Origin of the sequence: Bradyrhizobium sp. OK095 (assembly GCF_900109945.1) — a bacterium.
GTDB lineage: Bacteria > Pseudomonadota > Alphaproteobacteria > Rhizobiales > Xanthobacteraceae > Bradyrhizobium.
Genome location: NZ_FOBX01000017.1, coordinates 118435 through 130396 on the forward strand (window position 1 = coordinate 118435; position 11962 = coordinate 130396).

Annotated in this window: 10 protein-coding genes; 7 read left to right on the top strand and 3 right to left on the bottom strand. The window is 64.4% G+C overall.

The window, feature by feature from the left end; all coding sequences use genetic code 11:
- The first annotated feature begins 2 nt into the window (after window positions 1-2).
- Complete coding sequence (locus tag BMW89_RS32850) at window positions 3-3143, top strand: efflux RND transporter permease subunit (protein WP_092034481.1); 3141 nt, start codon at window positions 3-5, stop codon at window positions 3141-3143.
- A 46-nt stretch (window positions 3144-3189) separates the two neighbouring features.
- Here BMW89_RS32850 and BMW89_RS32855 read toward each other — a convergent pair whose 3' ends face one another.
- A complete protein-coding gene (locus BMW89_RS32855; protein WP_092034482.1) occupies window positions 3190-4173 on the bottom strand; it encodes an MBL fold metallo-hydrolase in 984 nt (327 codons plus the stop codon).
- Window positions 4174-4435: 262 nt separating this feature from the next.
- Window positions 4436-5101 carry a GntR family transcriptional regulator gene (locus BMW89_RS32860; protein ID WP_092034483.1) on the bottom strand — a complete coding sequence of 222 codons (666 nt, stop codon included), beginning with the start codon at window positions 5099-5101 and terminating at the stop codon, window positions 4436-4438.
- A 115-nt stretch (window positions 5102-5216) separates the two neighbouring features.
- Here BMW89_RS32860 and BMW89_RS32865 point away from each other — a divergent pair, with 115 nt between their 5' ends.
- The 6 genes from BMW89_RS32865 to BMW89_RS32890 all read left to right on the top strand — a co-directional run bounded on the left by BMW89_RS32865 (window position 5217) and on the right by BMW89_RS32890 (window position 11516).
- A complete protein-coding gene (locus BMW89_RS32865) occupies window positions 5217-6011 on the top strand; it encodes an enoyl-CoA hydratase/isomerase family protein (protein WP_092034484.1) in 795 nt (264 codons plus the stop codon).
- A gap of 11 nt (window positions 6012-6022) precedes the next feature.
- Window positions 6023-7282: a CaiB/BaiF CoA transferase family protein gene (locus tag BMW89_RS32870; RefSeq protein WP_092034485.1), complete on the top strand. Its 1260-nt coding sequence runs from the start codon at window positions 6023-6025 to the stop codon at window positions 7280-7282.
- Window positions 7283-7335: 53 nt separating this feature from the next.
- A complete protein-coding gene (locus BMW89_RS32875) occupies window positions 7336-8328 on the top strand; it encodes a Bug family tripartite tricarboxylate transporter substrate binding protein (protein WP_092034486.1) in 993 nt (330 codons plus the stop codon).
- A 154-nt stretch (window positions 8329-8482) separates the two neighbouring features.
- Window positions 8483-8965, top strand: a complete 483-nt coding sequence (locus tag BMW89_RS32880; protein WP_092034487.1) for a tripartite tricarboxylate transporter TctB family protein — start codon at window positions 8483-8485, stop codon at window positions 8963-8965.
- An 11-nt stretch (window positions 8966-8976) separates the two neighbouring features.
- A complete protein-coding gene (locus BMW89_RS32885; protein ID WP_092034488.1) occupies window positions 8977-10515 on the top strand; it encodes a tripartite tricarboxylate transporter permease in 1539 nt (512 codons plus the stop codon).
- Window positions 10512-11516, top strand: a complete 1005-nt coding sequence (locus BMW89_RS32890; protein WP_092034489.1) for a 4-hydroxythreonine-4-phosphate dehydrogenase PdxA — start codon at window positions 10512-10514, stop codon at window positions 11514-11516. Before BMW89_RS32885 ends, BMW89_RS32890 begins: the two co-directional genes overlap by 4 nt.
- A gap of 25 nt (window positions 11517-11541) precedes the next feature.
- Here the strand turns inward: BMW89_RS32890 and BMW89_RS32895 are convergent, their stop codons facing one another.
- Entirely contained in the window at window positions 11542-11958 is a 417-nt protein-coding gene (locus tag BMW89_RS32895; RefSeq protein ID WP_092034490.1) for a cupin domain-containing protein, read from the bottom strand.
- Window positions 11959-11962: the final 4 nt, after the last annotated feature.

The window sequence follows — 11962 nt, forward strand, 5'->3', positions numbered from 1 at the left end:
CCATGTCGCATTTCTTCATCAAGCGGCCGATTTTCGCCTGGGTCATCGCCATCCTGATCATGCTGGGCGGCGTGCTCGCGATCATGCGGCTGCCGATCGCGCAATATCCGCAGATCGCCCCGACCGTCGTCACGATCACGGCGACCTATCCCGGCGCCAACGCCGAGACCGCGGAGAACTCGGTGACCAAGGTCATCGAGCAGAACATGACCGGCCTCGACTATCTCCAGTACATGTCGTCGTCGAGCACCTCGACCGGCGTCGTGCAGATCTCGCTGACCTTCACCAACGAGGCCGATGCCGACATCGCCCAGGTGCAGGTACAGAACAAGCTCCAGCTCGCGACCCCGCTATTGCCCCAGGTGGTGCAGCAGCAGGGCATCAAGGTCGTGAAATCGTCGTCGAGCTTTTTGATGGTGCTCGGATTCGTCTCCGAGGACGGCCGGCTCAGTGCCAGCGACATCGCCGACTATGTGGCGTCCTCGATCAACGATCCGATCAGCCGCGTCGCCGGTGTCGGCCAGGTGCAGCTGTTCGGCTCCGAATACGCCATGCGGATCTGGCTCGATCCCGACAAGCTCGCCAAATACAATCTGATGCCGGGCGACGTCACGACGGCGATCCAGGCCCAGAACACCCAGGTTACCGCCGGCCAGCTCGGCGGACTTCCGTCCGTGGGCGGCCAGCAGCTCAACGCCACCATCACCTCGCAGAGCCGGCTGCAGACCGTCGAGCAGTTCAAGGACATCATCCTGCGCACCGCGTCGTCGGGCCAGACGGTCCGCATCGGCGACGTCGCGCGGGTCGAGCTCGGCTCGAAATCCTACGATTCCACCGCGCGCTATAATGGCAAGCCGGCTTCAGGCATGGGCATCAGCCTTGCGACCGGCGCCAATGCGGTTGCGACCGCGGAAGCGGTGAAGACGCGCATCGCCCAGCTCAGTGCCACCATGCCGCAGGGGCTCCGCGTCATCTATCCCTACGACACCACGCCGTTCGTCAAGCTGTCGATCGAAAAGGTCGTGCACACACTGTTCGAAGCGATCGTCCTCGTCTTCGTCGTGATGTATGTGTTCCTGCAGAGCTGGCGCGCCACCATCATTCCGACCATCGCGGTGCCGGTGGTGCTGCTCGGGACCTTCGGCGTGCTGTCGCTGGCCGGCTATTCCATCAACACGCTGACGATGTTCGCGATGGTGCTGGCGATCGGCCTGCTGGTCGACGATGCCATCGTCGTGGTCGAGAACGTCGAGCGCGTCATGGTCGAGGAGCATCTCGGCCCGCGCGAGGCGACCGAGAAATCCATGCGCGAGATCACCGGCGCGCTGGTCGGGATCGGCGTCGTGCTCTCCGCCGTGTTCATCCCGATGGCGTTCTTCAACGGCTCGGTCGGCATCATCTACCGGCAGTTCGCGCTGACCATCGTCACCGCCATGCTGCTCTCGGTGCTGGTGGCGCTGGTGCTGACGCCGGCCTTGTGCGCGACCATTTTGAAGCCGCCGAAACATCATGGCAGCCAGCGCGGCCTGTTCGGGCTGTTCAACCGCGGCTTTGACCGCATGGCCGATGGCTATCAGCGCAGCGCGGGCGCGGCGGTCAGGCGTATCGCCGGCGTCATGATCGCCTTCGTCGCGATCGTCTCCGCCATGGTCATCCTGTTTCAGCGGCTGCCGAGCTCGTTCCTGCCCGAAGAGGACCAGGGCACGATCATGACCCTGATCCAGCTTCCGGTCGGCGCCACCTCGGCGCGCACGCTCGAGGTCATCAAGCAGGTCGAGCATCAATACCTCGATAACGAGAAGGACGCCGTGGAAGGCGTGTTCGCGGTGAGCGGCTTCAGCTTTGCCGGCCAGGGGCAGAACGTCGGTCTTGCCTTCGTCAGCCTGAAACCGTTCGACGCGCGCAAGAGTCCTGCGACCTCGGCGCAGGCCGTGGTTGGCCGCGCCATGGGCGCCTTCGCAAAGATCCGCGACGCCATGGTGTTTGCCATATTGCCGCCCTCGATTCCCGGCTTCGGCAATGCCGGCGGCTTCGACCTTTACCTCCAGGACACCGGCGGCAATGGTCACGAGGCGCTGATCCAGGCGCGCAACCAGCTGCTCGGCCAGCTCGGGGCGGACAAGCGCGTGGCGCAGGCGCGGCCGAACGGCCAGGACGATACACCGCAATTCAACCTCGACGTCGACCAGGCCAAGGCCACCGCGCTCGGCGTCAACCTGAGCGATCTCAACACCACGCTGTCGGCGGCCTGGGGCGGCGCCTATGTCAACGACTTCATTGACCGTGGCCGCGTCAAGCAGGTCTACGTGCAAAGCGATGCGCCGTTCCGGATGGACACCAGCGACATCGGCCGCTGGTATGTCCGCAACACGGCAGGCTCCATGGTGCCGTTCTCGGCGCTGTCGACCGATCGCTGGAGCTTTGGTTCGCCGCGCCTCGAACGCTACAACGGCGTTGCAGCCGTCGAGCTTCAGGGACAGGCGGGGCAGGGCGTCAGCTCGGGCGTCGCCATGCAGGCGGTGGAAGAGCAGATGGCCAAGCTCCCGAAAGGCTACGGCCACGAATGGACCGGATTGTCGTTCCAGGAGCGGCTCACCGGCAGCCAGACGCTGTATCTGTACTCGATCTCGCTGCTGATCGTGTTCCTCAGCCTTGCCGCGCTGTACGAGAGCTGGTCGGTGCCGTTCGCGGTGATACTGACGGTGCCGATCGGCGTGCTCGGCGCGCTGGTCGGAGCGACGCTGTTCAACCAGGCCAACGACGTCTATTTCCAGGTCGGCCTGCTTACCACGATCGGTCTCGCCGCGAAGAATGCGATCCTGATCGTCGAATTCGCGCTGGAGCAGATCGCGGCTGGCCGCAGCCTCGTCGACGCCACGCTGCATGCGGCGCGCCAGCGCCTGCGTCCGATCCTGATGACCTCGCTCGCCTTCATCCTCGGCGTGCTGCCGCTGGCGGTGGCGACAGGGGCGGGCTCCGCCAGCCAGAACGCGGTCGGCATCGGCGTTGCCGGCGGCATGATCGCGGCAACCGTGCTGGGGATCTTTTTCGTCCCCGCGCTGTTCGTGCTGGTCAAGCGCATCTTCCCGGGCGCGCGGACGGATGCTGCCGCCTCGGCGCCGCTTGCGGAGCCCGCGGAATAGATCACAAGTCCGGGCGACACGCGCCGCCCGGACTTGCGCTCGAAAGCTACAACGTCATCTGCATCGGTTCAGGATAGTAGTGGAAGCCGTCACCGGCCTTGGCGACATGCCCGTAGCCCGGCCAGGCGAAGTGATAGGACATGACAGGCGTCTTGTTGGCCGCAAGCATGGTGAGCAGTTTCACGCGCGATTCGGCCGCCTGCTTCGGGTCGGTATCGTAGGAGAATTCCATCCGGGGACGCTCGAGCAGCAGCACGGGATGGTGTGAGAGGTCGCCAAGGAAGGCGAACGACTTGCCGGCAGACGAGACCATGAAGATGGAGTGGCCGACGGTGTGGCCTGGCGCCGAGATCGCCTGCACGCCCGGCAGAAATTCCTGGCCGTCCTTAAAGAAGACGATGCGGTCACGGACCGGCAGCAGGTTCTTGCGGGCGTGAACCACAAAATCCTTGACCGGGCTGCCGAGCTTGCCCTCGTCCGTCCAGAAGTCGAAATCGGTCTGGGAAATGTAAATCTGCGCGTTCGGAAACAGCGGCTTGCCGCCGTCGTCCACGATGCCGCCGATGTGGTCGATATGGGCATGCGAGCAGACCACGGCATCGATGTCTCCGGGCTTGATGCCGGCCTCGGTCATGCTCTTCTGCTGCCGCCCGGTGGTGGGGCCGAACATCTTGGATGAGCCCATGCCGGTATCGAACAAGATCAGCTTGTCGCCGGTGTTCACGATCGGAGAGTTCTGCTCGAGCACGACATTGTCCGGCGACAGGAAATTGTCCGCCAGCATCTTCTTCACCTCTTCCTTGGAAACGCCGGTGAAGGTGCCGGAGGGATCGCCGAGCGGCAGCGGACCGTCGGATACGACGGTCACTTCCGCATCGCCGAGAATGAAGCGGTGCCAATAGGGAGTTTGTGTGCCGAGCTTGGGCGCGCGTGCGATCGCGCTGCTGCCGAGCAGTGTGCTGGCACCAAGGCCAACACCAAGGCCTGCACCGAGCGCGAGCAGGGATCGACGTGAGACATCGCGTGTCATGCGTTTCCTCCATTTTCTGTTTTGATCCGCACGATTTTTCGCGCGTGATGTTCGGCCCTCGGGCCCACGCAGCGATGCTGCGCCGGTTCAGACAAGCTAGCAAGTGGAATTGGTTTTCGAATTGCAGGCTATATCGAAAGCAATCGATGATTGTGTCACGATTGTGTTCGATGACACCATGATGTACGGTCGCTCTCGCGTCACGACGCGCGTATTCCATCGCACGAACATCGGGCTGCGCTGCGGGCGACTGTCCGCCGTCTTACGCGATCCGCAGCGCGAGGTCGTTTGCTTCCGTCTCGGCAAAGCCCGCCTGCAAAACCTCTTCGCGCTTGTGGCGCAGATGCGCACGCAGGATGTGCGAGAGGCCGGCGCCATCGCGCCGCTGCAGCGCGTTGAGGATCGCCTCGTGCTCGCTGACGGCGAACGCCCAGCGCTGCGGCGTCATCGGCGTCACGTAGCGCGCGCGGCGGATGCGCGCGGTCACGGAGGCGTAGAGCCCGGTCAGCGCGGGATTGCCGGCGGCTGCGACGATGCCCTCGTGAATGGCGCGGTTGCCGCGATAGTACTGGATCAAATCGCCCTCGCGATAATGCCGCACCATGTCCGCATGCGCAGCGGCGATCGCGCCGATCTCGGCATCGGTGATGCGCTCGCAGGCGAGTTCGCCGGCCAGCGCCTCGAGACCCTGGCAGACCTCGAACAGGTCGCGCATGTCCTTGTCGGTCAGTTTTGCTGCGCGCGAGCCGCGATGCGGCAGCAGCTGCACGAGGCCTTCGGCGGCGAGCACCTTGAGCGCCTCGCGCAGCGGCGTGCGCGAGATCTCGAGCCGCTCGCACAGCTCGCGCTCGGGAATGCGCGCGCCCGGCGGGATTTCACCGTCGAGCAGGATGGCCCGGATGCGGCCGACCACCTCTTCGTGAAGCATAGGTCAATCTCTATTTTGCATTCAAAAGCGAATTAATCGGCGAAGGAACCGAGATTATAGCTTGAAAATCCAAATTTTTGCATTCAAAAATGTAAAAAACACAGGGGCATGGGAAATGGACCAGGCTGCGGAGGCGGAAGACCTCGTTTTTGAATGCAGGGACGGCATCGGTTGGATCATTTTCAACCGCCCGCAGGCCCGCAACGCCTTCACGTTCGCGATGTACGAACGGCTCGCGGCGATCTGCGAAGAGGCTAACCGCGATCATGCGATCAAGGTGCTGGTGCTGCGCGGGGCCGGCGACAAGGCTTTTGCCTCAGGCACCGACATCAACCAGTTCCGCGAGTTCAAGACGCCGCAGGACGCCATCGACTACGAGAACCGGATCGACCGCGTGCTCACCACGCTCGAGCAGTGCCGGGTGCCGACGATTGCGGCGATCAACGGGTTCTGCACCGGGGGCGGAGCGGGGATTGCCGCCGCCTGTGACCTGCGTATCGGCACGGCAAGCACGAAGATCGGATTTCCGATCGCGCGTACGCTCGGCAATTGCCTGTCGATGTCCAATGTCAGCCGTCTCACCGCGCTGATCGGCGCCGCCCGCGTCAAGGATATGATTTTTACCGCGCGTCTCATCGATGCCACGGAAGCCGCAAGCGTCGGTCTGCTCGGCGAGGTCGTCGATGACATCGCAGCGCTCGACAAGCGCGCCGATGAGCTCGCCCGTCTCCTGGCCAGCCACGCCCCCCTGACGCTGACCGCGACCAAGCAGGCGGTCGCTCGCTTGCAAAAGCGGCTGACGCGGGACGAGGGCGAAGACCTCATCCTGATGTGCTACACGAGCCAGGATTTTCGCGAAGGGCTCGATGCTTTCCTCAACAAGCGCGCCCCGCAGTGGCGCGGCCAATAGGACGCCCCCCGATGCAAAGCGATCGATCGCAATCCAACTCACCTCGCAAGGGACCGCTTGCCGGCCTCAAGGTCGTCGATCTCACCCATGTCATGGCCGGGCCGACCTGCACCCTGATGCTCGCCGACATGGGCGCCGACGTCATCAAGATCGAGAAATCGCCGAACGGCGACGACACCCGCCATTCGGTGCCGCCGAAGATCGGCGACGAGGCGGCCTCCTTCCTGATGATGAACCGCAACAAGCGCGGCATCGTGCTGGACCTCAAGACCCAAGGCGGCAAGCAAGTGCTGCGGCGGCTGATCGCCGACGCCGACGTGCTGGTCGAGAATTTTGCGCCGGGCGCCATGGAGCGCCTCGGCTTCGGCTATGAGGCGCTGCACAAGCAGCATCCATCGCTGATCTATTGCTCGCTATCAGGCTTCGGCCGCACCGGCCCCTACAAGGACCGCAGGGGATTTGACCTCGTCGCGCAGGCCATGAGCGGCATCATGAGCTTTACCGGCGAACGCCCCGACGGTCCGCCCGTGAAATGCGGCCCACCGCTATCGGACATCACCGCCGGCCTGCTCGCAAGCATGGGCATTTTGGCCGCCTATACGCACCGCCTCAAGACCGGTGAAGGGCAGTGGGTCGAGACCTCGCTTTACGAGGCCGCGCTGGTGCAGACCTATTGGCAGTCCACCATCGCACTGGCCGCGGGCACCGCGCCACGCGCAATGGGCTCGGCCCATCCGCTCAACGCACCGTATCAGGCCTTCGAGGCCTCCGACGGCTGGCTGGTGGTCGGCGGCGCCAACAAGAAGCATTGGCTGTTGATGCTGGAAGCGCTCGGCGCGGGTGAGCTCGCCGCCGATCCGCGTTTCGTCAACGGCGCCGACCGCATGGCGAACTTGAAGCAGCTCGAAGCGGTCCTGAGCGAGCGCTTCCGCACGAAGTCGCGGGCGCATTGGCTGGCAGCGCTGGACGAGAAGGGCGTGCCGTGCGGACCCGTGCACGACATGCTGGAGGCGCTGAGCGATCCGCAGACGATCGCGCGCGAGATGGTCGTCGAGGTCGAGCACTCCACGCTCGGTCCCGTCAAGACGATCGGGCTTCCCGTCAAGTTTTCGGAGACCCCGGGCAAAGTGCGCACGGGCGCGCCGGTCTACGGTGAACACACAAGCGAGGTGCTGGCCGAGTACGGGTTCGACCAGAAGCAGATCGAAGCGCTCGAAAAAGAAGGCGCAATCGTCTTAGGCTCAGGAAGACGCGAGGAACGCGTCGCCTGACCGGGTTATCGATACAACCATAAAAAACAAAACAGAAAAAGCTGGAGGAAATCATGGGTGGGACGTCAAAGCTTCTGCTGTCCGCGGCTGTGGCCGTACTCGCCGGCACGGTGCCGGCGCTCTCGGCTTGGCAGCCGCAAAAGCCGATCGAGTTCATCGCCACGGCAGGGCCGGGCGGCGGCACCGACAATATCGCCCGCGCGGTGCAGAACATCATCACCAAATACAAGCTGACGGACCAGCCGATCGTCGTCGTCAATAAGGGCGGCGGCAGCGGCGCCGAAGGCTATGTCTATGGCAAGGCGTCCGCCGGCGATCCCTACAAGGTGATCTTCGGCACCTCGAACGCCTGGCAGCAGCCGCTCGTCTCCAAGGTGGCCTTCAACTACACCGATCTCACCCCGATCGCAGCGATGGCGCAGGACGAGTTTTTGCTCTGGGTCAAGCAGGACTCGCCTATCAAGACCGCGGGCGATTATTTGAAGGCGGCCGCATCGGGCGACTTCAAGATGGGCGGCGCGCAGTCCAAGGACACCGACGAGGTACTGACCCGCATGATCGAGAAGGCCGGTCAGATCAAGCTGACCTACATCCCCTTCAAGAGCGGCGCCGAGACCGCCGTGCAGCTCGCCGGCGGACACCTCGATTCCCACGTCAACAATCCCAGCGAGAGTCTCGGCCAATGGCGCGGCGGCACGCAGCGCCCGCTCTGCGTCTTCAGCCCGAAGCGGCTGCCGCAGGGCGCCAAGGTCACCGCGACCGAAGGCTGGGGCGACGTGCCGACCTGTGCCGAGCAGGGCCTTGACGTCAAGCAATACGAGCAGCCGCGCACGGTATGGCTGCCCGGCAAGGTCACGCCGGACCAGGCCGCGTTCTATGTCGACTTGATGAAAAAGGTGCAGGCGACGCCGGAATGGAAGGACTACATCGAGAAGACCTCCCAGGTGGAAACATTCCTGACCGGCGCCGAGTTCGACAAGTTCATCAAGGATGACCTCGAGCACGTCAGGCTGGTTGCGGGCGAGCAAGGCTGGCTGGTCAAGTGAGAGGTGGCGGGCAGGTCGCTTGCGGCCATCCTTCGAGACGCCCGCCTGCGGCGGGCCCTCAGGATGAGGTCGCGTGTTGCTGCGAGATATCAGACCCTCTCGGCAGGCTCCCCGCTGTCACATGGGATAGCTCAGCCTTCAAAGGGACCGCGCCATGATCTCGCGTCGCGCACTTGAACTTGCGACAGCCGTCCTCACCGGCAGTTTTGGTGTGGCGGTGGTGGTCCAGAGCCTGGACAACGGCATCGGCTGGTCGAGCGCAGGCGTCGATTCCGGCACGTTCCCGTTTCTGACCGGCATCATCATCGTGCTGGGGAGCCTCTACAATCTGGTGCGAGGCGTGCTGCCAGTTGCCTCATTGGCAAATGTCCCCATCGCGATCACGCCGATCGAGCTGCGCCGGATTGCCGGCCTGTTCGTGCCGGCCGCGATCTTCGTTGCGGCGATCCCGCTGGCCGGGATCTATCTCGCCTCGGCCGGTTACATCTTCGCGGTGCTGGCGATCCCCCGGCATCAATCCGTGCCGCGCGCGCTCGCCATGGCGCTTGCGACGGCAATCGGGCTGTACGTCGTGTTCGAGCGCATGTTCCAGGTGAGCCTGCCGCACGGTGCGCTCGCCGCCGCGCTCGGCCTCTGAGGGCGTGGCCGATGGATAATCTCGGGGAACTCCTTCACGGCTTCACCATCGCGGTCACCGTGCCGCATCTGGCGCTGATGGTGATCGGCGTGCTGCTCGGCATCCTCGTCGGCGTGCTGCCGGGGCTGGGCGCGCCGAACGGGGTGTCGCTGCTGCTGCCGCTGACCTTCGGCATGCAGCCGGTCTCGGCGATCATCCTGCTCTCCAGCATGTATTGGGGCGCTCTGTTCGGCGGCTCCGTCACCTCGATCCTGTTCAACATTCCGGGCGAGCCATCCTCTGTCGCAACCACCTTCGACGGTTATCCGATGGCGCGCGATGGAAGACCGACCACAGCGCTTGCGACCGCCTTCGGCTCGGCGGCGTTCGGCGCGCTGATCGGCGTTATCCTGATCACCTTCCTCGCATCCTGGGTGGCGCAGGTCGCGCTCGCCTTCGGGCCGGCTGAATATTTCGCGGTCTATTTCCTGGCCTTCGCGAGCTTCGTCGGCATGGGCGGCGCGGCGCCGATCAAGACTGTCGTGGCGCTGGCGATCGGCTTTGCGATCGCCGCCATCGGCATCGACACGGTGTCCGGAAGCGTCCGCCTTACCATGGGCGTCGACGAGCTGGTCAAGGGCGTGAACTTCGTCGTCGCGGTGATGGGCCTGTTCGGCATCGGCGAGCTCCTGGTCGCGGTCGAAGAGGAGTTTCACGCCCGCGCAGTGTCTTCCAAGATCGATTGGCGCGAGGTGTTTCGTGCGGTCGGCCGCCTGCCGCGGCACGGCGTTGCACTGCTGCGGAGCGCTGCGATCGGCTGCTGGATGGGGATTACGCCGGGTGGCCCGACCGCGGCGTCCTTCATGAGCTACGGCATCGCCCGCCGCTTCTCGCGCCGCGGCCGCTATTTCGGCACCGGCGAGGTCGAAGGCATCATCTCGCCGGAGACCGCCGATCATGCCGCCGGCACCAGCGCGCTGCTGCCGATGCTCGCGCTCGGCATTCCCGGTTCGGCGACGGCGGCCGTCATGATGGGCGGCTTGATGATCTGGGGTCTCAATCCCGGGCCGATGCTGTTCGTCGACCAGAAGGATTTTGTGTGGGGCCTGATCGCCTCGATGTATGTCGGCAACATCGTCGCCGTCGTGCTGGTGCTGCTGACCGTCCCGGTGTTCGCCGCCCTGATGCGGATTCCCTTCGTGGTGATCGCGCCGCTGATCGTGATCATCTGCGTCGTCGGCGCCTATTCGGTGTCGAACTCCTATCTCGACGTGGTCATGATGCTCGGCTTTGGGGTCGTCGGCTATCTCTTCAAAAAGCTGTTCTATCCGCTGGCGCCGCTGGTGCTCGCCATCGTCATCGGCGACAAGGCCGAGGATGCGTTCCGGCAGTCGATGCTGATGTCCAAGGGATCGCTGGCCATCTTCTTCGCCAACAAGCTGGTGACGTGCCTGATCGTGGCCGGGATCGTGCTGCTGCTGCTTCCGCTCGTGCTGCAGCTTGCGCACCTCTTTCGCAAGCCTGCGCCGCCCACCAATGAGACGACTGCTCAGGAGAAGGTGATCATATGACCGCAAAGCCGCTCATCGCACTGGCCATGGGAGACCCCGCCGGCATCAGCCCGGAGCTGACGGCGAAGCTTGTGGTGCAGGACGATATCCGCGCAAGCTGCCGGATCGTCGTGATCGGCGACCGCCGCATCTTCGATGAGGGCGCGCGGGTCGCCGGCGTCAAGCCTGATATGACCATGGTGGAGCAGGGAGTTGACCTTCGGGCGGCGAAGGGCGATGCGCTGTTTGTAGATCTCGGTCATCTCGATCCCGGGCAGGTCGAACCGAAGACCGCGACCCTTGCCGGCGGACAATTCGCGCTGGCCAATTACCGGCGCGCGCTCGAACTCGGGCGCGATGGCCGCGTCGACGCCGTCTGCTTCACGCCGTTCAACAAGCAGGCGATGCGGCTCGCTCGCGCCGAGTATGACGACGAGATCGCGTTTTCCGCGGAAGTGGTCGGTCTCAAGACCCCGGCGAGTGAATTCAACGTGCTCGACCGGCTCTGGAACGCACGGGTCACCTCGCACATCCCGCTGAGGGACGTCGCTGCGCGACTGTCCAGCGAACGCATCGATCGTGCGCTGAAGCTGACCGATGCCTGCATGCGCAACGCCGGCTTCCCGCGGCCGCGCATTGCGGTCGCCGGCCTCAACCCGCACGCCGGCGATGGCGGTAATTTCGGCCGCGAAGAGATCGATGTGATCGCCCCCGTGGTTGCGGCCGGTCAGCGCGACGGCATTGCCGTGGAGGGCCCGTTTCCCGCCGACACGGTGTTTCTGCGCGCCAAGAACGGTGCCTTCGATGCCGTGCTGACGATGTATCACGACCAGGGTCAGATCGCGATGAAACTGATGGGGTTCGATCGCGGCGTCACCCTGCTCGGTGGTTTCCCATTTCCGATCTGCACGCCCGCTCATGGCACCGCCTATGACATTGCCGGACAGGGCATCGCTTCGATCGGTGCGAGCCGTGCTGCGCTGCTGCTCGCGGCGGAGATGGCGCAGCGGCGCGCTGGCTGATCCCGGGCTGATCCTTGGCCGGGCGTCACTTCGCGATCGGCGTCACCAGCTCCTTGTCGGCTGTATCAACCACGAACACGGCCAGCAGTTTTGCGGGCTCGGTATCGCTGGCATTGGCGCTGGCGGCATGGCGATCGCCGGGGCGCTCGAAAAAGTTCTCTCCCTTGTGATAGACCTTGGCCGGTTCGTCGTTGACCTGACTGCGGATCGCTCCTTCCAGGACGGTGGCATAGATGAAGGCGGAGCGCGGGTGCATGTGGGCCGGCGAGGAGCCTCCCGGACCGTACTCGACCAGTACGCCCTTCATGCTCTTGCCGGGGACATTCGGCAGCGCCTGGTCGAACACGACCGACACTTTTGCCAATGGTGCTGCCGGCTCTGCCGCATGGGCGGTCAGGATTGACGCGGCATAAACCGCTGTTGCGATCAGCAATCTGGGCATGGGA

Coding starts and splice junctions, on each gene's coding strand:
- BMW89_RS32850 (WP_092034481.1), top strand. CDS start 3: ATGTCGCATTTCTTCATCAAGCGGCCGATTTTCGCCTGGGTCATCGCC.
- BMW89_RS32855 (WP_092034482.1), bottom strand. CDS start 4,173: ATGACACGCGATGTCTCACGTCGATCCCTGCTCGCGCTCGGTGCAGGC.
- BMW89_RS32860 (WP_092034483.1), bottom strand. CDS start 5,101: ATGCTTCACGAAGAGGTGGTCGGCCGCATCCGGGCCATCCTGCTCGAC.
- BMW89_RS32865 (WP_092034484.1), top strand. CDS start 5,217: ATGGACCAGGCTGCGGAGGCGGAAGACCTCGTTTTTGAATGCAGGGAC.
- BMW89_RS32870 (WP_092034485.1), top strand. CDS start 6,023: ATGCAAAGCGATCGATCGCAATCCAACTCACCTCGCAAGGGACCGCTT.
- BMW89_RS32875 (WP_092034486.1), top strand. CDS start 7,336: ATGGGTGGGACGTCAAAGCTTCTGCTGTCCGCGGCTGTGGCCGTACTC.
- BMW89_RS32880 (WP_092034487.1), top strand. CDS start 8,483: ATGATCTCGCGTCGCGCACTTGAACTTGCGACAGCCGTCCTCACCGGC.
- BMW89_RS32885 (WP_092034488.1), top strand. CDS start 8,977: ATGGATAATCTCGGGGAACTCCTTCACGGCTTCACCATCGCGGTCACC.
- BMW89_RS32890 (WP_092034489.1), top strand. CDS start 10,512: ATGACCGCAAAGCCGCTCATCGCACTGGCCATGGGAGACCCCGCCGGC.
- BMW89_RS32895 (WP_092034490.1), bottom strand. CDS start 11,958: ATGCCCAGATTGCTGATCGCAACAGCGGTTTATGCCGCGTCAATCCTG.